This is a genomic window from Staphylococcus sp. ZWU0021 (assembly GCF_000798895.1).
Lineage (GTDB): Bacteria > Bacillota > Bacilli > Staphylococcales > Staphylococcaceae > Staphylococcus > Staphylococcus saprophyticus.
In genome coordinates, this window is sequence record NZ_JTLN01000023.1 from 1 (window position 1) to 24,850 (window position 24,850).

Consider the following 24,850-nt stretch of genomic DNA (forward strand, 5'->3'; position numbering starts at 1 on the left):
TTTGTGTAGTTGCTTCTTGTTGTGGTTGTTGTGTTTCTTCAGTTTGTGGTGCAGCTTCTTCTGCTGGTTGTTCAGTTGAAGCTTGCTCAGTTTGTTGTGGTTGGTCAACTTGTTGTGGTTGCTCAGCAGTTTCTTGTGCTGGTGCATTAGTTGAACCTTGTCCATAGCTCCAAGTCCAATATTGACCGTCTGATTGGAAGCTATAATCAGTATTATTGTAATTAAAGTTTATATTATAAGCACCGTCTTGTACTGGCGCTTCATTTAATGATTCTAGATTAGTTTGAGCTTGTTGAGCTAATTGGGCTTTGTCAACGCCTTGTTCTGAAGCGTCTGCTGAATTTCCTGCTGCGAATCCTGTTACGCCAAGTCCAACTGCTAATGTTGATGCTACTACTGTTTTTTTCATTGTAAAAAAGTCCTCCTATAAGGTAATTAAGTTTATTTTTATTTATGATTAATTTGCAAATACAACTATAACATTCAAAAAATTGTTGTAGGTTACAGTGAAATAAAAAAAATCGGCTTTTTTTACAATGAAATTACATTTAATTTATCTTTGAATATAATTTTTTATCCCTTTAAAAACTTCTGTGATAGTTTTTAAAAGCTATGAAAAGTAAAATTTCACGTAATATAATTGTAATATATCAGATTATTCAGTTTTATTTAAATTACTTATTAGCGATTTGATTGCTGATTCTATATTAAATAAGCTATCCCTCTTATAGGGATATTTTAAGAGGGATAGCCAATAGAAGTATAATTGATAGTAGGATTTAAATGTATATTAAAGTGGATGATTAGATTAGGGGTAGATTTAGGGTGGGTGGTTTATACAATTTCATATATATCATTATTTTGTACGTTAATGTCTTTAAATGCATTTTGGGAATGCTCTAGCGGGAATGGTTCAAAAAGTAAATCATTTTTATCTTTGTTTTGTGGAGACATGAATTTAATTGATTCAATAAGTATTTCTGATACAAAATGCGTCTGACCTTCTTTTTCATATTTATGTGATTGCATTTGGCCTGTTATACCTACAAGTGAGCCTTGCTTCGTATATTTCTCAATGTTTGTTGCCATTTTTCCAAATGCTTTACAAAATAAATAATCACATACCGGGGTTTGATTCTTATCTTTATAGTTCCTTGATACAGCTACACAAAATGTAGCTAATTTTTTCTCCTCCTTATCATATATTTTAGGGTCCTTAGTTAGTCGCCCTACGATAACAATGTTATTAATCATATGTCACCTCCTTTATAACTATATTCTATGAATTTTACACAATACCGTCAAAGTACAATAACACAGAATTCAAAAGATGTTTTAATACTAAATTCTACAAATTTTACCTTTCTCTTTTAAAATTACGTTATAATGATTGTATAATTCGAATAATTGTAGAAGTTAAATTTATTAATTGGATGTGAGGACGATGAAATCATTTAAAGCTGTTCGATTTCAAATCGTATCAGATAGTGGTGGCGTTACAGAATATGAAATAGAAGATGGCGTTATTATCAATAAAGAAAATAGTGGAACTGGTTGGTTATTAGAAATTGTTATTTCAGATTATCATTATGAAACAATGAAACAATATATGGATGATGAAACTTTATTAGATATACGCGTAGTGATTACACGTCCAGCAAATGATCCGGCTCTTTTTGATGCGACGATTAAAAACATAAAAAAACTGGAAAGTACAATCTCCATCGTTTTTGAATGTCATATTTATACATTAAGACAAGTATATGCAGAAAGTTTATTAGAACAACTTATTGATGAAGGTTTAACAGGAGACGAACTTAAAAAATCTTTCAATCGTATGATGCAATCTAAACCAAGATTAAAAGATGAAAAAATAGAAAAATAATTACTATAAAAAAGACCTCAAACCGTTGTATTTACAACTGAGCTTGAGGTCTTTTATTTACTTTGCTTGAATTGCAAACGTTAATTCACAACTACATGCTACTTCACCATCGACGGTAGCTTTTGCGTTACCTTTACCGATTGGCCCACGCATTTTTGTTATTTCAACTTCTAATTTTAAAGTATCTCCAGGAGTAACTTGTTTTTTGAAGCGACATTTATCAATTCCAGCAAAAAATGCAAGTTTCCCTTTATTTTCTTCACTATTTAAAATCGCTACTGCACCTGTTTGAGCAAGCGCTTCTGTAATTAAAACACCAGGCATAACTGCATATTCCGGAAAATGACCTTGGAAAAACGGTTCATTACCTGATACTTGTTTAATAGCCACACAACGTGTACCTACTTCATATTCAACAACACGATCAATTAATAAAAATGGTTGTCTATGCGGTATGATTTCTTTAATTTGGTTATAATCAAAAATTGTTTCCATTGTTTACTTCCTCCATCTTGTTCTTGAATCGCCACTTCAATTGCGAATCATGTATTAAGCTTGTGTTCGTTTTATATCTGCACCTAGTGCTTCTAATTTACCGTGTAAGTCAACATAACCTCTGTCTAAATGCTTTAATTCTGTTACTAGCGTCGTTCCATCAGCTACAAGTCCGGCTAATATAAGTGCTGCTGCTGCACGTAAGTCAGTAGCTTTTACTTGTGCACCTTGTAGTTCACTCTTACCTTCAATCTTAGCACTTCTGCCTTCGACAGAAATCTTAGCGTTCATACGTTTAAATTCAGCTACATGCATAAATCTATTTTCAAATACAGTTTCAGTTACTACTTTATGTCCTTCAGCTGTTAGTAATAATGCCATCATTTGTGATTGCATATCCGTAGGGAATCCTGGATGTGGTAATGTTTTAATATCTACGGGTTTTAATTCATCTTCTACTCTTACGCGAATTGCGTCATCTTGATAATCTAGATTCACACCCATTTCTTCCAATTTGTAAACAAGGCTTGTCATATGTTCTTTTATAGCACCATTTACAAGTACATCACCACGTGTAATCGCACCAGCAATCAGGAGTGTACCTGCTTCAATTCTATCAGGAATAATCGCGTGTTCCACACCGTGAAGTGTTTCTACACCATGGATAATGATCGTATCCGTGCCAGCTCCAGAAACGTTACCTCCCATTTCGTTAATATAATTTGCTAAATCAACGATTTCTGGTTCTCTTGCAACATTTTCTAATACTGTTTTACCTTCTGCTAGTGAAGCTGCCATGATAATATTTTGCGTTGCGCCAACACTTGGGAAGTCTAAATGAATGGTTGTACCTTTTAATCCATTTTCAGTACTTGCATAAATAAAACCACCATCCATATGAATATCAGCACCAAGTTCTTCGAAACCTTTGATGTGCTGTTCAATTGGTCTTGAACCAATTGCGCAACCACCTGGCAATGCGACTTTAGCATGACCTAAGCGGGCTAATAATGGACCCATAACAAGAATACTGGCTCTCATTTTACTTACATATTCATATGGTGCCTCTTCATTTAATTCTTTCGTTGCATCTACAGTTACTGATTCTTCGTCTTTATCGTATGAAACTTCTGCATTTAATGTTGAAATCACATTATTAATCGTTTCTACATCACTTAATGCAGGTACATTCATAAGTTTACTGACACCTTCTGATGCTAAAAGTGAAGCAGTTAATACTGGTAATACAGCATTCTTGGCACCTGACACTTTAACCTCACCAGTTAATCTATTTCCACCATTAATTTCTATCATATCCATCTTAAATCCTCCACTTTGCTAATTATATATTTCATTTTAATTAAACTATTTTATGTACTTCTAAATTATTATATCTATAATTCAAAAAGATATACAAGTATTTGAATTATTGTGCTAAATATTTTATTTGCGTTGAGTATTGTAACAAATCCACAATAAAATTACTAACAGCTGTTCCAAGTAATATTGCTAAAAAAATCATACAAATTTGAACTTGTAAGGGATACCCCTTTTTAAAAAACTGCTCTAATCTCACTGCATTTAATGCCCAATAAGCAATACAAATACAAACCACATGTAAGATAAGATGTACAATTGAAAATTGTCCTAGATACTCCATACAATAACTCCTCACTTTAGACTGTCAATTTATTTTACACGAAATAATCATTAAAAGATACTTAAGAATTGCAGAATTTAATTAACTATAATGCTTTTGTTGTTTGAGCACTTCACTTTTTATTTTTGTGTCTACTTTACTATACGAACTTACGTCTCTAAAAAAAGAGTCTAAGACATTTTTCATGTCTTAGACTCTTTTTGGAGTGAGTAGTAGATGCCTAAATGGAAAAAGTAACATCCCACTCACCAATGATATAATTTATTGTAAGTTCGCGACGCGAATACGGTTATTCGCTCTTTCTAAAGCACGTTTGGCTCTATTAACGTCGCTGTTATCTTCTTCATTATTCAAATGAGATTCTGCTCTAGATTTTGCTAATTCAGCTCTAGCAACATCTATTTCATTCGCAGGTTCTGCAGTTTGTACAATAATTGATAATTTATCTTGTCTAACCTCAACAAAACCTTCACTCACTGCAATATATTCTGAACCACCGTCAAAATTTATTTTGACATAGCCAATTTCAAGTGCTGCAACTGTTGGAATATGTCCATACATAACACCGATTTCTCCTGCAGTAGTTTGTAATACTGCAAGATTAACATCTTCTCGGTCGTAAACAGAACCATTAGGAGTGACAATATTTAGGCTTAATGTGTTCATTATCTTTACCTCCTAATTTTTAAACTTCAACACCCATATCTTTAGCTTTTGCGATTACTTCTTCCATACTACCTACAAGACGGAATGCATCTTCAGGAATATGATCATATTCGCCATCTAAAATTGCTTTGAAGCCTTCTACCGTTTTTTGAACAGGTACATATGAACCTTTTTGACCAGTAAATTGTTCAGCTACGTGGAAGTTTTGTGATAAGAAGAACTGGATACGACGTGCACGTTCAACAGTTTGTTTATCTTCTTCTGATAATTCATCCATACCTAAAATAGCAATAATATCTTGTAATTCTCTATATTTTTGTAATGTAGATTGTACATCACGAGCTATTTCATAATGATCTTGACCAACGATTGTAGGGTCTAATGCCCTAGAAGTAGATGCAAGCGGATCAACGGCAGGATAAATACCCATTTCCGTTAATTTACGTTCAAGGTTAGTTGTAGCATCTAAGTGAGCAAAGACAGCTGCTGGTGCTGGGTCAGTATAATCATCGGCAGGTACGAAAACTGCTTGGATTGACGTTACAGATCCTTTAGTTGTTGATGTAATACGTTCTTGTAATTGACCCATTTCAGTAGCAAGTGTAGGTTGATAACCAACGGCTGATGGCATACGACCTAATAGTGCTGATACTTCTGAACCAGCTTGCGTAAATCTGAATATGTTATCAATAAATAGTAAAACATCTTGTCCTTGTACATCACGGAAGTGTTCAGCCATTGTTAAGCCTGATAAAGCAACACGCATACGCGCACCAGGTGGCTCATTCATTTGTCCGAAGACCATAGCTGTTTTCTTAATAACACCACTATCACTCATTTCGTAGTATAAGTCATTACCTTCACGCGTACGTTCACCTACGCCGGCAAATACTGAAATACCACCATGTTCTTGAGCTATATTATTAATTAATTCTTGAATTAATACAGTTTTACCTACACCAGCGCCACCGAATAAACCGATTTTACCACCTTTAATATATGGTGCAAGTAAATCAATTACTTTAATACCTGTTTCTAAGATTTCAACTTTTGTTGATAATTGATCGAATGCAGGTGCTTCTCTATGAATTGGATCACGTTTGACAGAAGTATCAAGCTTCTCGTCTAAGTCAATTGTATCACCAAGAACATTAAACACACGTCCTAACGTAGCATCACCAACTGGAACACTGATGCTATCTCCGCTATCTCGAACTTCTGTACCACGTTTAACACCATCAGTAGAATCCATTGCAATTGTACGTACGACATCATCGCCAAGTTGTAATGCCACTTCTAATGTAAGAGATACTGTACCTTCATCTCTTTCAACGTCTACGACTAAGGCATTGTTAATTTCTGGAACTTCATTGTGCTCAAAGCGAACATCAATTACTGGACCCATAACTTGAGTTACACGGCCTAATCCCATGTTTTTTTCCTCCTTTAATAATTATTCAAGCGCAACTGAGCCACCGACAATTTCAGTGATTTGTTGAGTAATTGCTGCTTGTCTTGCTCTGTTATATTGAATAGATAAGTCATCAATAATTTCTGACGCATTATCTGATGCATTTTTCATTGCAGTCATACGCGTAGCATGTTCACTTGCTTTTGCATCTAAAATCGTTCCATATATTAAACTTTCAACATATTGAGGTAAAATGACGCTCAATATTGCCTCTTTGTCTGGCTCGAACTCATATGATGACATTTGACCATGTCCTAAGCTAGAGTCCTCAGGAGACAATGGAAGCACAGTTTTGGTAGAAGGTGTATTTTCTAATACACTTACGAAATGACTAAAATAAATTTTCACCTCATCAACTTCTCCTTCACTATACAAACCTATAGCTTTTTTAGCTATTGCTTGTACTTCTTTAAAAGAAGGTTGATCTGGTACATCTATAAGTGAATCATGTATGTCATAACCTTTATTTTTAAGGAAATCCACACCAGTTTGACCTAATACTACAATTGAATAATCATCTTTACTTGCATGTTTTTCTTCAATATCTTTTATAAGGTGTTTTAATACGTTTGCATTGTAAGCACCTGCAAGACCTTTATCACTTGTAATCACTAGGTAGGCACTTTTCTTCACTTCCCGTTGTTGTAACATTGGGTGACGTGAATTTTTATCTGAACCTGCAACTGCAGTAATTGCATCTTGCATTTTTTCCATATATGGTCTGAACTGTTTCGTGTTGCATTCCGCACGGCGCAATTTAGAACTTGATACCATGTTCATTGCTTTCGTAATTTGCTTCATTTTTTTGGTTGATTTTATACGTGTATCAATCTCTTTAAGAGATCCCATTATCTCACCACCTTTTATTTAAGATTAACTATTATGCTTCTGATTTGCTAAAGCTTTTTTTGAATTCTGTAATTGCTGATTCAAATGCTTCATCTTTTGGTAATGCACCTGATGTTTTAATTTCATTTAATAGTTCAGTCGCATTAGACTTAGCCCAAAGATTTAATTCTTCCTCGAAACGAGTAATATCTTCTACTGGGATGTCATCTAAATAACCTTTAGTCAATGCATAAATAATTAATACTTGATTTTCGACAGGTAGTGGTTTGTTTTTATCTTGTTTTAAGATTTCAACCGTACGTTTACCACGTTCTAATTTTTTAGCTGTAAACTCATCTAAATCTGAACCAAATTGTGCAAATGACTCTAATTCACGATAAGAAGCTAAATCTAAACGTAACGTACCAGCAACTTTTTTCATTGCTTTTATCTGTGCAGAACCACCAACACGTGATACAGATTGACCAGCATTAATGGCAGGTCTTACACCTGAGAAGAATAAATCAGATTGTAAGAAGATTTGTCCATCTGTAATTGAAATAACGTTAGTTGGTACATAAGCTGCGATATCGCCTGCTTGTGTTTCTATAATTGGTAAGGCAGTAATAGAGCCTCCACCTAAATCATCATTTAACTTCGCTGCTCTTTCAAGTAATCTACTATGTAAGTAGAACACATCACCTGGGTATGCTTCACGGCCTGGTGGTCTACGTAATAATAGTGATAACTCACGGTAAGCTGCAGCTTGTTTCGTTAAATCATCATAAACAATTAAAACGTCTTTACCAGCAAACATGAATTCTTCAGCCATAGCTACACCTGAATATGGTGCAATATAAAGCATTGGAGCTGGGTCAGCTGCTGAAGCAGAAACAACAATTGTGTAATCTAACGCGCCTTCTTGGCGTAGCTTTTCAACATTAGCACGAACAGTTGAATCTTTTTGTCCAATAGCAACATAAATACAAATTGTATCTTGATCAGCTTGGTTTAAAATTGTATCAATAGCAACCGTAGTTTTACCTGTTTGACGGTCACCAATGATTAATTCACGTTGACCACGACCAATTGGTACAAGTGCATCAATGGCTTTAATACCAGTTTGTAATGGTTCATCAACTGATTTACGGTCCATTACACCTGTTGCTTTTTTCTCTACAGGTCTTGTGCTTGTTGTATTAACTGGACCTTGTCCATCAATAGGTTGTCCAAGTGGGTTCACAACACGACCAATAAGTTCGTTACCTACAGGAACTTCCATAATACGTCCAGTACGTTTTACTTCGTCCCCTTCTTTGATATCAGCGTATGGTCCTAAAATAACTACACCGACATTTGATTCTTCTAAGTTTTGTGCTAAGCCTAGAACGCCACTTTTGAATTCTATTAGCTCACCAGCCATAACATCGTTTAATCCGTGGATTAATGCGATACCGTCACCAATTTGTAGTACTGTACCTACATCAGTAACTGCCATTTCCGACTCATAATTTTCGATTTGTGAGCGAAGTAATGCACTGATTTCTTCAGCTTTAATGGCCATCTATGTCACTCCTTCAAATTTTATTTCACTCTAATAAATTGTCTTTCTAATTGCGCAAGATCATTTTTAATACTTGCGTCCATCACTTTCGTACCAACTTTAACTCTGATACCACCGATAAGTTCAGGATTGATTTTGTTAGTAATCATTATTTTAGAAAGTTTAGTTCGTGCTTTAATAATTTCTTCTATACTTGATAATTCTTCTTCTGACAATTGATATACGGATTCGATTACAGCATAGTCTTGATTATGCTGTTCATTATATAATGTTTCAAACGCGATATATATTTCATGAATGTGTCCTAAATGACGATTGCTAGCAAGTATTGTCAGCATATTCTGCAAGTATTGGTTCGTTTGTCCAAATACAATGCTTACGAAGCGACGACGTTGCTCAACATCTTTTTGTGGATCTGCATCCAATGCTTGTAGCTTTTTATTTTCAGATTGAACTGCTTCATTAATTGTTGAAAATTCATCGTACATGTCGTCAAGTATGTCTGCATCTTTAGCAGTATCAAATAATGCTTTGGCATATTTTTTTGCTATGTTTGCCATTACTTATCGCCTGCCTCTTTTATGTACTTTTCAACTAAAGCTTTTTGATCTTTATCTGAGATTTCTTTTTGCAGTACTTTAGAAGCGATTAAAACAGAAAGCTCAGAAACTTGGTTGTTAATATCTGCAATTGCACGTTCTTTTTCACTGTTGATTTCATTCTGTGCAGTTTCAATCATGCCATTAGCTCTGATATTTGCTTCATGAATAATTTCTTCATGTTGTTTTCGTGCTTGAACTTTAGATTCTTCTAAAATCTTTTGAACCTCATCTTGTGTTTCTTTTAGTGTTTGTTTATTTTGTTCTTCTAACTTTTGTGCATTTAATTTAGCTTGTTCAGCATCATCAATGTCTTTATTAATATCGTGTTCACGTTTATCCATTACATCTTTTAATGGACCCCATGCGAACTTTTTCAATAAAGCTAATAAGATAAGAAAAGTTACAAGCGTAACGATTATTGTCCCCCATTGAACGCCGCTAGTTCCAGCTGCACCAAGTACAAACATATTTGTCGTAGCAGTCACTTACATAGACACTCCTTTCATACATTATAATCATAAGACATTATTGATAAAAACGAACGGCGAAAGTCTTTCAGACTTCGCCATAATAATTAGTTGAATTATAGTGACATGAAAGCGATAACTACACCAATGATAGGTAATGCTTCAACTAAACCGATACCGATGAACATAATACCCATTAATTGTCCACGTGCTTCTGGTTGACGAGCGACACCTTCTACTGTTCTTGAAACGATAAGACCATTACCAATACCTGCACCTAATGCTGATAAGCCGATTGCGATTGCTGCTGCGATTAAATTCATTTATAAAATCCTCCTAGTTTTTCTTTAAAATTTAATTAATTAATGACTGTCCTGAACTTTATGGGACATGTAAACCATTGAAAGCATAACGAAAATATATGCTTGAATTGTACCGATGAAAATTGAAAACCCTTGCCAAACAACTAAACCAGGTAAACCGATTATCCAACCCCATGCTCTAGTTGAATCACCTGTTACTAATCCTGCCAATAATCCTAATAGCAATTCACCTGCGAAAATATTACCGTAGAGTCGAAGACCTAACGTTAAAGTTGAAGTGAATTCTTCAAAGATATTAATTGGTAATAAAAAGATTGGTTTTGTATAGTTTTGGAAATAACCTTTTGTACCTTTCATTCTAACACCATAAAAATGTGTTAATAGAATGATGAGTGTTGACAGTGTTAAAGTAACTGTCGCATCAGCTGTTGGTGATTTCCACCACAACGTATGCCCTGAAATTAATTGAAATGGAAGTCCTAGCATATTACTCACAAATATAAAGAATATAAGTGTTACTGCCAAGAAATGGAATTGCCCACCTTTTGACCATGCCATGTTACTTTCAATAATACCTCTTACAAAGTCAAAAACCCACTCTATGAAATTTTGTTTACCAGTTGGTCGTTTTTTGAGGTTGCGTGTACAAATAATAGCTATGACAAAAACAATAACTGCTGTAATAATCAACATCATAATTGATGAAAGATTAAACACGACGTCTAGACCAAATACATTCCAGCTGACTAGAGGGTCTTTATGATTCATGCTTTCTCACCTCTTTCGTTTTAAAATTTATTTCTTGTGTAAAAATGGTTTGAAAACAATTAAAACATATGAAATCATTAAACCAATAACCACACCAATGATATTAATTTCATCCTTATAAAAATACCAAATACAACATGCTAGAACCACTATTAAATATCTCCAAACGTTGCCCGTTGAAATATGTATGTTATCTTTTTCTTTTGCCTTTGCTAAATAATATTCGAAAGTAAAAGTATTAAAAAGTGATCCAATTGTACCTATTATAAGTCCTAATATAAATGGTGAGTATGTGAAAATAAACACAATTAATAGTACAACTATACCATATAAATAGTATTGAATGTATCTATTAAAAATGATGTTGAAACGTTCCATGACTATGCCTCACTTCATCTTTTTCATGCAATAATGAGAACCATTTCAATCATACAGTTTTAATAATAATATAGGGGTAGTTAACGTGTCAATTCTATACAAAATGTAGTTTAATTTTTTCTCAAATTGTCACAGAACCGACACATTCCCCCTTTTTAATTATTTGAATGATTCTGGCTTTTTGGAAATTATATGAAAATAATATTTGATATTCTCACAAATTCGTAAAGCGGCATTTCCATCTCCATAAGGATTTCGTGCATGGCTCATTTTGTCATATAACATTTTGTCATCTAATAATTGTTTCGTAGAATCAAATATGTTTTTCTCGTGGGTGCCTACTATTTTAAGCGTACCAGCATTCACACCTTCGGGTCTTTCTGTAGCATCTCTTAACACAAGTACAGGTTTACCTAATGAAGGCGCTTCTTCTTGCACACCTCCAGAATCTGTTAATATCAAGTATGATTGATGGGCAAAATTATGAAAATCCACGACTTCCAATGGTTCCACCAATTCAATTCGCTCGTGATTTGATAAATAAGTTTCTGCAATTTCCCTAACTTTAGGATTTTTATGCACTGGGTAAACCACAACGACATCTTCAAATGCTTCGACAATATCTCTAACAGCTTTAAATATATGCACCATAGGTTCACCAATATTTTCACGTCGGTGCGCAGTTAACAAAATGATACGTTTATCTTTATGCTTTGCTATAATCTCAGAATGATAGTGATCATGTATTGTCGTCTTCATAGCATCTATAGCCGTATTACCTGTCACAACGATTGATTCCTCTGGTTTGTTTTCTGCTAAAAGATTGTGAGCAGCATTATTGGTAGGGGCAAAATTCAAATCTGCCATTACCCCTACCATTTGTCTATTCATTTCTTCAGGAAATGGAGCATATTTATCCCATGTTCTTAAGCCAGCCTCGACATGACCTATAGGAATCTGATTATATAATGCTGCTAAACTACCAGCAAACGTCGTCATTGTGTCACCATGAACGAGTATCATATCTGGTTGTTCTTTCTTTATAACATCCTCTAGTCTCGATAAAATACGTGACGTAATTTCAGACAGTGACTGGCCTTGTTTCATGATATCCAAATCATAATCTGGTGTGATGTGGAAGCTAGTCAGAACTGAATCAAGCATTTCTCTATGTTGAGCCGTAACAACTACGATAGGTTCTAGCGCATCGTCATGTTTCAACGCTTGAATTAGAGGTGCCATTTTTACTGCTTCTGGACGTGTGCCGAAAACAGTCATTATTTTTTTCATTTTACTCCACTCCTGGGCGAAACTATTTTGTACCGAATAAACGGTCACCTGCATCACCTAAACCTGGTGTGATATATGCATGATCATCAAGCTTTTCATCTAATGCAGCGATAAATATATCCACATCTTCATGAGCTGCTTGTAATTTTTCTACACCTTCAGGGGCAGCGATTAAACACATAAAACGAATATTTTTAGCACCACGTTTTTTTAATGAATTAATAGCTTCTATAGCTGAAGCACCTGTTGCTAACATTGGGTCTACAACTACAATTTCTCTTTCTTCAATATCTTGTGGTAATTTCACAAAATATTCAACGGCTTCTAGTGTTTCAGGATCTCTATAAAGACCCACATGACCTATTCTAGCTGCAGGTACTAATGTTAAAATACCTTGTGTCATCCCTAATCCTGCTCTTAATATTGGTACAAACGCTAATTTTTTACCTGTTAATCTTTTAGCAATCATTTTTGTTACTGGTGTTTCTATTTCCACATCCTGTAATTCTAAATCTCTTGTAACTTCATATGCCATTAACATACCTACTTCATCTACTAGCTCTCTAAATTCTTTAGTCCCAGTATGTACGTCACGGATATAACTTAATTTGTGTTGAATAAGTGGGTGATCAAAAACATGTACTTTGCCCATAAATTTATTTCCTCCAATTTTTAATTATATAAAGGATGTTTTGAAGTTAAAGTATTAACTCTTTCTTTCCCTTCGGCTAATGCTTTTTCATTTTCTGGGTCTTTTAAAACTAAACTAATGATTTTCGCAACTTCTTCAAAAGCAGTTTCATCAAAACCACGTGTTGTTGCAGCTGGGGTACCTAAACGAATACCACTCGTTACGAAAGGTTTCTCTTGATCAAAAGGAATTGTATTTTTATTACAAGTTATTCCAATTGCATCTAGTGTTTCTTCAGCAACTTTACCTGTAATACCCACAGAACCTTTGACGTCTACTGCGACGAGGTGATTATCCGTGCCTCCAGATACAACTCTAAATCCTTCGTCAGTCAATGTGTTAGCCAATGTTTTAGCATTTTGAATCACTTGTTGTTGATAAACTTTAAAGTCATCTTGTAATGCCTCACCAAATGCAACTGCTTTAGCAGCAATCACATGCTCTAATGGGCCACCTTGGATACCTGGGAATATCGTTTTATCAATTTGTTTTTTATATTCTTCTTTACATAAAATCATGCCACCACGAGGTCCGCGTAATGTTTTATGTGTAGTTGTCGTTACAAAATCTGCATATTCCACAGGATTTGGATGTAAACCAACTGCGACTAAACCAGCGATATGTGCCATATCAACCATTAATTTTGCGCCAACTTCATCAGCAATTTCTTTGAATCGTTTGAAATCGATTGTTCTTGAATAAGCTGATGCACCAGCAACAATTAATTTAGGTTTATGTTCTTTAGCAACTTTTAATACTTCATCATAATCAATTTGCTCATTTTCTTGGTCTACACCATATTCCACAAAGTTATAAAATTGACCACTAAAGTTCACAGGTGCACCATGTGTTAAATGGCCACCGTGGCTTAAATTCATACCTAATACAGTATCACCGTGTTCTAATGCTACGAGATAAACAGCCATATTGGCCTGAGATCCTGAGTGTGGTTGAACATTAACATGTTCTGCGCCAAATAATTTTTTAGCACGATCAATAGCTAATGTTTCTGACACATCTACGTATTCACAACCGCCATAATATCTTCTATTAGGATAGCCTTCAGCATACTTGTTCGTTAACACTGATCCTTGGGCTTCCATAACTGCTTCTGAAACAAAGTTCTCTGAAGCAATGAGCTCGATATTGTTATTTTGACGGTTAAATTCATTTTGAATCACTTCATATATTTCTTTATCTTGCTTTTGAATAAATGACATTGGTAATTCCCTCGTTTCTGTATTAGTTATATTTTGCTCTTTCGCCACCAATTTTCTTAGGTCTTGAAGAAGCGATGGTTACAATTGCTTCACCAATTTGCTTAACACTTGTACGTTCTGGAATAGCGACATGCTTGATGTGCATTCCAATAAGGGTTTGACCAATATCAATACCTTTAGGTACCGATATATGTTCAACAACTATTGGTTCATCCATATGCTTGTATGCATAAGTGGCAAGACTTCCGCCAGCATGAACATCTGGTACAACCGTAACTTCTTCCATCGTGAGGGGATTGAATTGTGCTCTTTCTATTGTTACCGCTCTGTTTATATGTTCACAACCTTGATATACAAAAGAAACGCCCGTTTCATTTTCGATTACTTTCAATGAATTAAATATTTCTTTAGCTACTTCCATAGAACCTACACTACCAATGCGTTCACCAATGACTTCTGATGTTGAACAACCGATAATGCATAATTCATTAGCCTTGAAAAAAGATTGTGATTTTAATTCATCTAACAATAACTTCAAATCTTCCATTCTTGCACCCCTTTTTATTAATGACATAAAAAGTAATTGAATCTCAAACCGCTTTAAAACATACAAAATTGACTGATAGCAAATTTGCTACACGTTTTTATTATAACGTATTTACTAACGTACTTATACTAATTTCACTAATTTATTAGTTTAATATTTTATTTTTTAAACTATCTATCAGTAAATTTAATTCATTATATATTTCAAGATATGCAGATTTACTCCCACCAAACGGATCGGAAACCTCTCCTATCTTGTCTACATACTCATTTAAAGTAAATACGTGATCGGTGTTATCATACAATTCCTTAATTATGCGCTTATGAGATGAACCCATCGTCAATATTAAATCTGCATTTATATCTGAAGCAGTAAAAGACTGGGCTTGGTATGGCACATTTAAATGACGCTCAAGTAAAATTTCCTTAGTATGATCTGATATCGGTTGACCATCTATAGCATACATACCACGTGACACAATTGTATGGTTAGGTAATTTGGACTGAGCGATACTTTCAGCCATAGGACTCCTACAAGTATTTCCTGTACAAACAAAAATGATTTTCATAAATCTGCTCCTTCAATAATAGATTGATTAGCCGCTTTCATCATTCTATTCATAATTGCCGTAGTGTTATCATTCAAATCAAATCCATAAATAAAGGCATGTTGAATTTGATCGTCTTGGTCTAACTGGTGCAATATTTGATAAAGATTATGATTAGCCCCTTTAATATCATTTTCATCTTCGCATAAAGGTATAAATTTCGCAGCTTCTGGTATTAACGCTTGTTTGCTACGAGGTACGATAAACGCTGTTTGTGTCCAATTTGAAGTCGATGTAGGTAACGCATTAAAAGACTTCAATATTTTTACTGGTGTATCAGGTGAATAATGTTTATATTTCATACCTGGAGCAATTGGTTTTTCAGAATCTAATGTACCTATTGTTGTCACACTGTCTGGAATAACCGCTTCTATCATAGATTTTGTGATAGAACCGGGTCTAGCGATTTTAAATGGAAATTGTGTACAATCGAGCACAGTACTTTCTAACCCCTCTTCACTTTGGTCTCCATTCACAATACCATCGATACGCCCGTCCAAATCACGATAAACATGTTCAAATGTAGTCGGTGAGGGTCTGCCACTCAAATTTGCACTGGGTGCCGCAATTGGCATATCAACATATTTTAGTATTTGTCTTCCGATTGGATGACTTGGCATACGCACTGCAATGGAATCTAACCCACCACTAACACTTTCACATAAATAGCCTTTTTTTAATGGAACAATAAATGAAATCGGTCCAGGCCAAAATTCATTCATTAACATTTCAACTTCTTTTGACAGCTTATCTGTAAAAGCTTGTATTTGTTCAACTTTATAGATATGAACAATTAAAGGATTGTCAGATGGTCTACCTTTCGCACTATAAATGTGTTTAATTGCTGCTTCATTACGTGCATCTGCACCCAATCCGTATACAGTTTCAGTTGGTATAGCAATTAAACCGCCATTTTCAAAAATTACTTTTATATCATTCAGTTCATTATCTGTATTCAATTGATTATTAGATTGGCGTAAATCCCATATTTTTGTATTCACTTAGACACACCCTTTCATCTTGTTATCTATTTTAAAACAAAATAAAAAGTTATGCACTCTCATGATTAATCATGTTTAGCACATAACTTATGATCACCAAACAAATGAAATTATTCGGTCGTTATTATTTATATCTTTAATGATTTGTACATCTAAACTTGGATATTTCTCAATAATACGTTGTTTCAATGTTTGTCCTTGATTAAATCCAATTTCAAACACAACTTTCGCATTTGGCAATAATACTTCGCGTAACTGATCTATAATTTTATCATAGATATCATAGCCATTGTTTTTTGCAAAAAGCGCAGTATGTGGTTCATAGTTTAACACTGTATTATCCATAATTAATGCATCATTATCATCAATATATGGCGGATTAGAAATAAGTCCATTTACTTTGATGCCGTGCTCAATCAGTGGCATTAATGTATCACCAAGTAGAAATCTAATTTCTACTTGGTGCATCTTAGCGTTAGCCTTAGCGACAGATAACGCTGAAGTATATAAATCTGTAGCATAAACTTCTAATGAAGGGTCCAATTTTTTTAATGAAATCGGTATATTCCCACTCCCCGTGCCTATATCTACAACACAATCTCCTGAATGAAGTTGATTATAAAAATGAAGCATTACTTCTTCTGTTTCAGGTCTTGGAATAAGACAATGCTTATTCACTTTAAAAACTTCACCATAGAATGTTTGTTTACCTAGGATATATTGTATTGGTTCATCATTTAGCATTCTTTGTGTTGCGTCATCAAATAAGTTTTTATGTTGAAGTGTTACTTCATCATCCATATGCATTAAGTAATTGGCTTTAGACCAATTAAACAAATCAAACATTAACCATTCGGCACGCGTTGATTCAATACCTTGTTCATTGCATTTCACTTTAGCTTGATTTAATAATGTTTTATAATTCACCATTATTTAATTCTTTCAATTTATCAGTTTGTTCCGCTAAAGTTAAAGCATCAATAATTTCATCCAACTTACCTTCCATAATTTGGTCTAATTTTTGTAAAGTTAAACCAATACGATGATCTGTTACACGGCTTTGCGGATAGTTATAGGTTCTGATACGTTCTGAACGATCTCCTGTACCCACTGCTGATTTACGTTGGGCAGCATATTTTTGTTGCTCTTCTTGTAATTTCATATCAAATAAGCGTGCTTTTAATACTTTTAGTGCTTTTTCACGGTTTTGGATTTGCGATTTTTCTGAAGAAGTCGCAATAACACCGGTTGGAATATGTGTAATACGCACAGCTGAATCTGTTGTATTAACGTGCTGACCACCTGCACCACTTGAACGGTATGTGTCAATTTTCAAATCTTCGTTGCGAACTTCTATTTCAACATCTTCTACCTCAGGAAGTACTGCAACTGTAGCTGTTGATGTATGGATACGTCCGCCTGATTCAGTTTCAGGTACACGCTGTACACGGTGTGCACCATTCTCATATTTTAATTTACTAAAAGCACCATTACCAGAAACAGAAAAACTTATTTCTTTATAACCACCATGATCACTTTCGGTAACTTCTACAATATCTGTCTTATAATTTAACGTTTCAGCATATTTGGAATACATTCTAAATAGATCACCAGCAAAAATTGCCGCCTCATCTCCACCTGCTGCTGCACGAATTTCTACAATAACGTCTTTGTCATCATTAGGATCTTTAGGGATCAATAAGAACTTAAGTTCTTCTTCTAACTTAGGTACTTTATTTTGAAGTGTTTGATGTTCCTCTTTCAACATTTCAATTTCATCATTATCTTTTGTATCACGTAACATTTCTTCTACTTCAGAAATATCTTCTTTTGTTTGTTTATAATCGCGATAAACGTCCACTGTTTTTTGTAATTCTGCCTGCTCTTTAGAATATTTACGTAAATTATCTGGATTATTTACGACATCAGGATCACTTAACATTTCATTTAATTGTTCATATCTTTCTTCTACTATGTCTAATTGATCAAACACTACATTTCCTCCTTCTCAGTATTGCTAGGCGCTACTATATGATGCGCTCTGCATCTGGGTTCATAGCTTTCATTAGCACCAACTAAAATGACTGGGTCGTCGATTTTTGCTGGGTTACCATCAATTAATCTTTGCGTACGACTTGACGATGCACCGCAAACCGCACAAACTGCTTGAAGTTTAGTTACATCCTCACTCACAGCCATCAATTGTGGCATTGGCTCGAAAGGTTGTGCTCTAAAGTCCATATCTAGACCAGCAGTAATGACTCTATGTCCTTTTTCAGCTAACTGTTCAGCTATATGTACAATACCATTTTCAAAAAATTGCACTTCGTCTATTCCAATTACATCTACTTCTGATAAATCGTGCTTTAATATCTCAGCTGCTGTCGAAATATTAATTGCTTCTATAGCATTGCCATTGTGAGAAACAATCTTATCTTTATGATAGCGGTCATCTATAGCTGGTTTAAATACAACTACTTTTTGTTTAGCATAAAGCCCTCGTCTTAATCGACGAATAAGCTCTTCAGATTTGCCACTAAACATACTTCCAGTAATACATTCAATCCACCCGGAATGATAAGTTTCATACATTATGCGTTCCACCTTTTTTCAAAACATAATCGATTCATTATATCATATTTTCCACTACAAAATAGGATATATTTTCAAGTTACTGCGTTAATTTTATGTAACAATTTGGGATATATAAATAGAACTATCGTTAAATTCTCATTGAACTGCCTACTAACAAAACTGATCCATTTTGTTTCAACATTGTATACAAACTTAAATTTAATGGTATACTTGCAGCCAGTATCGTTACTCATAAAATAAAGGAATTTCAACATTGTTTATGATATCTATTTGTGATTAGGAAGTGCTTTTTAACATAAAAAGGCATTCTCATAAAATGAGAATGCCTTATACCAACAATTATTCGTTGCTTGATTTGAATCCGAATTTTTTGTTGAAACGTTCCACACGACCATCCGCCGCAGCGAATTTTTGACGTCCTGTGTAGAATGGATGTGAATCAGATGAAATGTCTAAACGAATAACTGGGTATTCATTACCATCTTCCCATTCCATTGTCTCTGATGATGTTTTAGTTGAACCACTTAAGAATTTAAAATCTGTAGTAGTATCTAAAAAGATAACATTGTGATATTCAGGATGAATATTTTGTCTCATTATTTTCAGCTCCTTTGCCCTGAACCATCTGGAACAGAGTTTTTTGTGAGTTTTTTACCCAATACTTGATAATTATAATGTCTATAAATATAAAACGCAACCCTAAATCTCATATTGGTATTATATCTATGAATCATTTAGTAATTAAATGATTGGTTTACCCGTTTTTGTGCTTTCTTTAGCAGCTTTTTGTAACTGTTCAAAGAATTCTTGGTTATTGTCTGTTCGTTTGAGTTTACGAACAAATCTTTCTGTAAAGTCCGTTGAATCTGTAAACATATTGCGTAATTGCCATAATGAATCCAGTTCTTTGGGATCAATGAGCAATTCTTCTTTACGTGTTGAACTGCGTCCAATATCAATTGCTGGAAATACTCGACGTTCTGCTAATTTACGATCTAAATGTAACTCCATGTTTCCAGTACCTTTAAATTCTTCGTAAATCATGTCATCCATACGCGAACCAGTTTCAACTAAAGCTGTAGCTAATATAGTCATACTGCCACCCGCTTCAATATTTCTTGCTGCACCAAAGAATGCTTTTGGTTTGTGTAAAGATGCTGGATCTAACCCACCAGATAACGTACGACCACTTGGCGGAATAACAAGGTTATAAGCACGTGCCAATCTTGTTATAGAATCCATTAGTATAATGACATCCTTACCAATTTCAACTAAGCGTTTCGCACGTTCTAATAATAATTCTGCAACTTTGACATGGTGTTGAGGTGGCTCATCAAATGTAGAATGAACTACTTCTGCAGTTTCTACAGATCTTTCTATATCAGTAACCTCTTCTGGTCGTTCTCCTACTAATAATACAAATAATTCTGCATCAGGTTTATTCTTTGCAATTGCATTTGCAATTTCTTTTAATAAAGAGGTTTTCCCTGCTTTAGGCGGTGCAACGATAAGTCCACGTTGTCCTAATCCAATTGGCGTGATTAAATCCATGATTCGAGTTGAAAAATTCTGCTTTGTAGTTTCTAACACAATTCTTTCTTCTGGATATAACGGCGTTAACGCCTGGAAATGAGGACGTTTTTTTACTTCTTCTGCATTCTCATCATTAACAAAGTCAACCTGTAATAAACCATAATACTTTTCATTATCCTTTGGCTTTCTAACCTTACCAGTCACTTTATCTCCTCGTTTAATTTCAAAACGACGAATTTGACTAGCTGAGATATAGATATCTTTTTCTCCCTTAGAATAATTAACTGTTCTTAAAAAGCCATAACCATCTTGTTGGATATCATCTAGAATGCCTTCCATATAATAGTTACCATCTTTTTCCATTTGCGCTTCCATAATCGCGAGAACAAGTTCTTTTTTATTCAATTTACTATAGTTTGTTAGCTTAAGAGATTTTGCTTTTTGAGTGAGATCTTTTGTAGTGTAATTTTTGTATAACTCGTGGAACGATTCATACTGAGGTGATGTTCGTACTTTTTCAGGCATTATCTTGCACCCATTTCATAAATAAGTTTTTTAAATAACATAGTAACTACGCTACTACTTTTATAACTATAGCAAATTTCCTATTTAATTACAAAATGTATTTCGATATATAAATTATAAAAAGAGAGTAGAACAGAAATCTAATTTCTCTTAAAAAGATTTCATTGTTCTACTCTCATATAGATTCACATTACCTATTAAATTAACTTATTAATTGTAGTAACCTGCAATTGATTTAACTTCTAAGAATTCTTCGATTCCGTAGTCGCCCCATTCACGGCCTAAACCAGATTGTTTATAACCACCGAATGGTAAATCAGGTTTACGTCCAGCTTCGTTAATTTCAACTGTACCTGCTTCAATTGAACGTGCTACTTTATGAAGTGTATCTTTATCACTACCATAAACGTAACCAGCTAAACCATATTTTGTATCATTTGCAATTTTGATTGCTTCATCTAAATCATTATATGTGATCACAGACATTACTGGTCCAAATATTTCTTCTTGGGCAATTGTCATGCTGTTATCTACATTATTAAAAATAGTTGGTCTTGCAAAGTAACCTTTGTCTAATCCTTCAGGTTTACCAGGGCCACCATATAATAATTCGGCACCTTCTTCAATACCTTTGTCAATATAGGCTTGTACTTGGTCAAATTGTTTTTTGCTTATAATTGGTCCAACTTGTGTACCTTCTTCTCTAGGGTTACCTACTTTTACTTGACTGAATTTTTCTTTTACAGCTGTTAAAAAGTCTTCTTTTATACTTGCTGGAACGATTGTTCTTGTACCTGCAGTACAAACTTGCCCTGTGTTGAACACTACTTTATTAGCAGCTGCACTTGCTGCACCATCGATATCAGCATCATCTAAAATAATATAAGGTGATTTACCACCTAGTTCAAGTGATACTTTTTTGAAATCTTCTGCAGCTTTTTTCATAATACTTGAACCTGTTGGGCCAGAACCAGTAAATGACATCATTCTTACTTTTGGATGTTCACTTAATGGATTACCTACACCTTGTCCATCACCATTGACTAAGTTAAATACACCTTTAGGTACACCCACTTTATCAAAAATTTCTGCTAATATAATAGCTGCAAATGGTGTTTCTTCTGAAGGTTTAAATACTACCGGACTACCAGCAGCAAAAGCAGCAGCTAATTTCAATGACGTTTGATTTGTTGGGAAGTTCCATGGTGTAATAAGTCCTGAAACACCGATTGCTTCTTTGACAACTAAATCATCGCCTCGACGTTCTTCAAATTGGAAATCATTTAATGCATCACGTGCTGCTTCAAAATGATCTAAGCCCATTTGATAGTGTACATTTTCCGCTACAGATAGAGGTGCACCTAATTCGTCTGTAATTGCTTGAATTAAGTCTTCTTTTCTATTTTTATATTCTTGTACTATTTGATCTAATAAATCTTGTCTTTCTTTAACTGAAGTGTGTCTGAATTCTAAATATACGTTATCTGCTGCTTCTACAGCTTTTTCCACGTCTTCTTTATTACCTTTAGCAATCGTACCAGCAACTTCTTCTGTTGCAGGATTAATTACTTCAAGTGTTTCTCCACTTGTACTTTCAACCCATTCTCCGTTGATATATTGTTTAGTGAAATTTCTCATCAATAATTCACTCCTTAACTTTTGTTGATAATACCATTTTAACCGAGATTTCATTTTTTTAAACATAAGTGCTCACGCCAAATCGTAGCAAACGTTGTTATAAAGCGTTTTCCATTCATTTTACACAATTTTTTTAACCCATTAAATTTCAGCGCCATTTTGTTATTCAGTGAATAACTACATGTACCCTCCAATTCATATACAAAATGAGACCAAGACATCGATTTATGTCTTGGTCTCTTTAAAAATTCAGAGCAATCGAAAATGATTAAATTATACTTCCACTTTAATACGCTACTTTCCAATCACAACTAATAGAATTGATTGTCTTTAGAAATACCTAATTAAGACTGTGTGCTCCATTCTCTTTTAGTAATATTTTGAATTTCGCTTTTACTTTAGAATTTAATTACTATTTATTTTCGAGTTCAATATAATCTTGAGCCCATTTTTCCATTGGCACTAATGCTGCTGCTAAAGCATCACCTTTATCTGTCAGTTGGTAAAGAATATTCATTGGACTGGTAGAAACCACTTTCTTTTCAACTAGTCCCCATTCACTAAGATCCGTTAACTTTATGCTAAGTGCACGTGGTGTAATTGTCTTTAAATCACGTTTCATATCTGAAAAGTGTGCAGACTTTTCCGTACATCTAGATAAATAATTAATAATAAGACCATTCCAACTTCTACCTACTATTTTAAAGGTTTCTTCTAGATAAGGGCAAACCTTCATGGTCATCACCTCAATATCGATTTATTCTATTATCATTTAAACTAAGTACACTTTGGTTACTAAGTATATTTATTATACCACATTTTCTATACTTCTTCAGTCCAAATGTCTGCACCTAAAGATTTTAAAGTACTAACGATATTAGTATAACCACGATAAATATGCTTCACATTATAAATTGTTGTAACACCTTCAGCTAATAAACCAGCTACAATAAGGCAAGCACCTGCACGTAAATCACTAGCATAAACTTCTGCGCCAGTAAGTTTAGATGGCTTAATTGTTGCTGTACCATTATCTGCCGAAATATCTGCACCCATGTTTTTCAATTCATCTACATGTCTAAAACGTGCTGGATAAATCGTTTCGGTAACAAATGATACACCATCAGCCATAAACAATAATGGGGTAATAGGTTGTTGAAGATCGGTAGCAAATCCAGGATATACAAGTGTTTTAATATCAACACTAGCATATGGTGTACTACGTTGGATTACGGCGCTATCATCACCAACTTGAATATCAACACCAAGCTCTTTTAATTTCACTGTTAATGGTTCTACATGCGTTGGAATAATATTATTAATTGTTATATCTTCACCACATGCTGCGGCAATACACATATATGTACCAGCTTCAATTCTATCTGGAATGACCTGATGATGTGAACCGTGTAAATGTTCTACGCCATTAATCTTAATCGTACTTGTGCCAGCGCCTTTGATATCTGCACCTAAGCTTGTTAAGAAATTAGCTACGTCAACTACTTCTGGCTCTTTTGCAGCATTCTCAATGACAGTTTGACCTTCAGCACGAACTGCTGCAAGCATAATATTGATTGTTGCACCAACACTTACAATATCTAAAAAGATATTCGCACCTGTTAATTTGTCAGCCTCTATCTTCATTGATGTAGAACTTGATTCATCAATTTTAGCACCTAAAGCTTTGAAACCTTTAATGTGTTGATCAATGGGTCTCGGTCCTAAAGGACAACCACCTGGTAATCCAATCACACATTTTTTAAACCTACCTAACATAGCGCCCATCATATAATATGAAGCACGTAACGATTCTACTTTATTATTAGGTAATGGTGCATTTTCAATTTCATTTGGATCAACATTTAATGTCATACCATCTAATTCAGTCTTAATATTTAAATCTCCAAGTAAACTTACTAAAGTTTCTACATCAGAGATTTCTGGAAGGCCTTCAATTGTTACTTTGTCTTCAGCCAAAATTGCGGCTGGAATAATTGCTACTGCACTATTTTTAGCACCGTGGTTGTTCACTTCACCTTTTAGTGTTTGACCACCTCTAATTTTAATCACTTCTTGAGCCATTCGTATGTTCTCCT

28 protein-coding genes and 1 pseudogene are annotated in these 24,850 nt (G+C 34.4%); 1 reads left to right on the forward strand and 28 read right to left on the reverse strand.

The window, feature by feature from the left end; genetic code table 11:
• Window positions 1-409 (reverse strand): annotated as a pseudogene (locus tag L987_RS04975) (transglycosylase); the annotation flags it as partial.
• Window positions 410-834: 425 nt separating this feature from the next.
• Window positions 835-1,254 carry a single-stranded DNA-binding protein gene (locus L987_RS04980; protein WP_011302684.1) on the reverse strand — a complete coding sequence of 140 codons (420 nt, stop codon included), beginning with the start codon at window positions 1,252-1,254 and terminating at the stop codon, window positions 835-837.
• A gap of 190 nt (window positions 1,255-1,444) precedes the next feature.
• Here L987_RS04980 and L987_RS04985 point away from each other — a divergent pair, with 190 nt between their 5' ends.
• Window positions 1,445-1,885, forward strand: coding sequence for a YwpF-like family protein (locus L987_RS04985; protein ID WP_002482730.1), 441 nt, complete (start codon window positions 1,445-1,447; stop codon window positions 1,883-1,885).
• Between the two features lie 57 nt (window positions 1,886-1,942).
• Here the strand turns inward: L987_RS04985 and fabZ are convergent, their stop codons facing one another.
• From fabZ to L987_RS05115, 26 genes are all read right to left on the reverse strand, one after another.
• Window positions 1,943-2,380, reverse strand: a complete 438-nt coding sequence (gene fabZ, locus L987_RS04990) for a 3-hydroxyacyl-ACP dehydratase FabZ (RefSeq protein WP_002482729.1) — start codon at window positions 2,378-2,380, stop codon at window positions 1,943-1,945.
• Between the two features lie 54 nt (window positions 2,381-2,434).
• Entirely contained in the window at window positions 2,435-3,700 is a 1,266-nt protein-coding gene (gene murA, locus L987_RS04995; protein WP_047503307.1) for a UDP-N-acetylglucosamine 1-carboxyvinyltransferase, read from the reverse strand.
• A gap of 106 nt (window positions 3,701-3,806) precedes the next feature.
• On the reverse strand, window positions 3,807-4,040 hold the full coding sequence (locus tag L987_RS05000; protein ID WP_011302682.1) for a DUF1146 family protein: 234 nt from the start codon (window positions 4,038-4,040) through the stop codon (window positions 3,807-3,809).
• A 261-nt stretch (window positions 4,041-4,301) separates the two neighbouring features.
• Window positions 4,302-4,706, reverse strand: a complete 405-nt coding sequence (locus tag L987_RS05005; protein WP_002482727.1) for a F0F1 ATP synthase subunit epsilon — start codon at window positions 4,704-4,706, stop codon at window positions 4,302-4,304.
• Window positions 4,707-4,725: 19 nt separating this feature from the next.
• Window positions 4,726-6,138: a F0F1 ATP synthase subunit beta gene (gene atpD / locus L987_RS05010; RefSeq protein WP_002482726.1), complete on the reverse strand. Its 1,413-nt coding sequence runs from the start codon at window positions 6,136-6,138 to the stop codon at window positions 4,726-4,728.
• A gap of 21 nt (window positions 6,139-6,159) precedes the next feature.
• Complete coding sequence (gene atpG / locus L987_RS05015; protein WP_047503309.1) at window positions 6,160-7,026, reverse strand: ATP synthase F1 subunit gamma; 867 nt, start codon at window positions 7,024-7,026, stop codon at window positions 6,160-6,162.
• 31 nt (window positions 7,027-7,057) lie between these two features.
• Window positions 7,058-8,569, reverse strand: a complete 1,512-nt coding sequence (atpA, locus tag L987_RS05020) for a F0F1 ATP synthase subunit alpha (protein WP_002482724.1) — start codon at window positions 8,567-8,569, stop codon at window positions 7,058-7,060.
• A gap of 20 nt (window positions 8,570-8,589) precedes the next feature.
• A complete protein-coding gene (locus L987_RS05025; RefSeq protein ID WP_002482723.1) occupies window positions 8,590-9,129 on the reverse strand; it encodes a F0F1 ATP synthase subunit delta in 540 nt (179 codons plus the stop codon).
• A complete protein-coding gene (locus L987_RS05030; protein ID WP_011302679.1) occupies window positions 9,129-9,656 on the reverse strand; it encodes a F0F1 ATP synthase subunit B in 528 nt (175 codons plus the stop codon). The genes L987_RS05025 and L987_RS05030 overlap by 1 nt, the downstream gene beginning before the upstream one ends.
• A gap of 98 nt (window positions 9,657-9,754) precedes the next feature.
• Window positions 9,755-9,961: a F0F1 ATP synthase subunit C gene (gene atpE, locus L987_RS05035; RefSeq protein WP_002482721.1), complete on the reverse strand. Its 207-nt coding sequence runs from the start codon at window positions 9,959-9,961 to the stop codon at window positions 9,755-9,757.
• Window positions 9,962-10,000: 39 nt separating this feature from the next.
• Window positions 10,001-10,729: a F0F1 ATP synthase subunit A gene (atpB, locus tag L987_RS05040; protein WP_011302678.1), complete on the reverse strand. Its 729-nt coding sequence runs from the start codon at window positions 10,727-10,729 to the stop codon at window positions 10,001-10,003.
• Between the two features lie 27 nt (window positions 10,730-10,756).
• Window positions 10,757-11,107 carry an ATP synthase subunit I gene (locus L987_RS05045; RefSeq protein WP_011302677.1) on the reverse strand — a complete coding sequence of 117 codons (351 nt, stop codon included), beginning with the start codon at window positions 11,105-11,107 and terminating at the stop codon, window positions 10,757-10,759.
• Between the two features lie 159 nt (window positions 11,108-11,266).
• Complete coding sequence (gene wecB / locus L987_RS05050) at window positions 11,267-12,397, reverse strand: non-hydrolyzing UDP-N-acetylglucosamine 2-epimerase (RefSeq protein WP_011302676.1); 1,131 nt, start codon at window positions 12,395-12,397, stop codon at window positions 11,267-11,269.
• A gap of 22 nt (window positions 12,398-12,419) precedes the next feature.
• Entirely contained in the window at window positions 12,420-13,049 is a 630-nt protein-coding gene (gene upp / locus L987_RS05055) for a uracil phosphoribosyltransferase (protein WP_002482718.1), read from the reverse strand.
• 20 nt (window positions 13,050-13,069) lie between these two features.
• Entirely contained in the window at window positions 13,070-14,308 is a 1,239-nt protein-coding gene (gene glyA, locus L987_RS05060) for a serine hydroxymethyltransferase (protein ID WP_047503311.1), read from the reverse strand.
• A 22-nt stretch (window positions 14,309-14,330) separates the two neighbouring features.
• The gene (locus tag L987_RS05065) at window positions 14,331-14,855 is read right to left on the reverse strand and encodes a TIGR01440 family protein (RefSeq protein WP_047503313.1); all 525 of its coding nucleotides are present in this window, start codon (window positions 14,853-14,855) and stop codon (window positions 14,331-14,333) included.
• A 145-nt stretch (window positions 14,856-15,000) separates the two neighbouring features.
• Window positions 15,001-15,423, reverse strand: coding sequence for a low molecular weight protein arginine phosphatase (locus L987_RS05070; protein WP_011302672.1), 423 nt, complete (start codon window positions 15,421-15,423; stop codon window positions 15,001-15,003).
• Window positions 15,420-16,463 (reverse strand): L-threonylcarbamoyladenylate synthase, encoded by a 1,044-nt coding sequence (locus L987_RS05075; RefSeq protein ID WP_047503316.1) that lies wholly within the window; start codon window positions 16,461-16,463, stop codon window positions 15,420-15,422. The genes L987_RS05070 and L987_RS05075 overlap by 4 nt, the downstream gene beginning before the upstream one ends.
• A gap of 93 nt (window positions 16,464-16,556) precedes the next feature.
• On the reverse strand, window positions 16,557-17,393 hold the full coding sequence (gene prmC / locus L987_RS05080; RefSeq protein WP_047503317.1) for a peptide chain release factor N(5)-glutamine methyltransferase: 837 nt from the start codon (window positions 17,391-17,393) through the stop codon (window positions 16,557-16,559).
• Window positions 17,380-18,456 (reverse strand): peptide chain release factor 1, encoded by a 1,077-nt coding sequence (prfA, locus tag L987_RS05085; RefSeq protein WP_002482713.1) that lies wholly within the window; start codon window positions 18,454-18,456, stop codon window positions 17,380-17,382. The genes prmC and prfA overlap by 14 nt, the downstream gene beginning before the upstream one ends.
• Window positions 18,456-19,055: a thymidine kinase gene (locus tag L987_RS05090; RefSeq protein ID WP_011302669.1), complete on the reverse strand. Its 600-nt coding sequence runs from the start codon at window positions 19,053-19,055 to the stop codon at window positions 18,456-18,458. Before L987_RS05090 ends, prfA begins: the two co-directional genes overlap by 1 nt.
• Before the next feature lie 342 nt (window positions 19,056-19,397).
• Window positions 19,398-19,655 (reverse strand): type B 50S ribosomal protein L31, encoded by a 258-nt coding sequence (locus L987_RS05095; RefSeq protein WP_002482711.1) that lies wholly within the window; start codon window positions 19,653-19,655, stop codon window positions 19,398-19,400.
• A 144-nt stretch (window positions 19,656-19,799) separates the two neighbouring features.
• Window positions 19,800-21,116 (reverse strand): transcription termination factor Rho, encoded by a 1,317-nt coding sequence (gene rho, locus L987_RS05100; protein WP_011302668.1) that lies wholly within the window; start codon window positions 21,114-21,116, stop codon window positions 19,800-19,802.
• Window positions 21,117-21,326: 210 nt separating this feature from the next.
• A complete protein-coding gene (locus tag L987_RS05105; RefSeq protein ID WP_011302667.1) occupies window positions 21,327-22,754 on the reverse strand; it encodes an aldehyde dehydrogenase family protein in 1,428 nt (475 codons plus the stop codon).
• A 412-nt stretch (window positions 22,755-23,166) separates the two neighbouring features.
• Window positions 23,167-23,490, reverse strand: a complete 324-nt coding sequence (locus L987_RS05110; RefSeq protein WP_011302666.1) for a winged helix-turn-helix transcriptional regulator — start codon at window positions 23,488-23,490, stop codon at window positions 23,167-23,169.
• An 86-nt stretch (window positions 23,491-23,576) separates the two neighbouring features.
• Complete coding sequence (locus tag L987_RS05115; protein WP_011302665.1) at window positions 23,577-24,836, reverse strand: UDP-N-acetylglucosamine 1-carboxyvinyltransferase; 1,260 nt, start codon at window positions 24,834-24,836, stop codon at window positions 23,577-23,579.
• Between the last annotated feature and the right edge of the window lie 14 nt (window positions 24,837-24,850).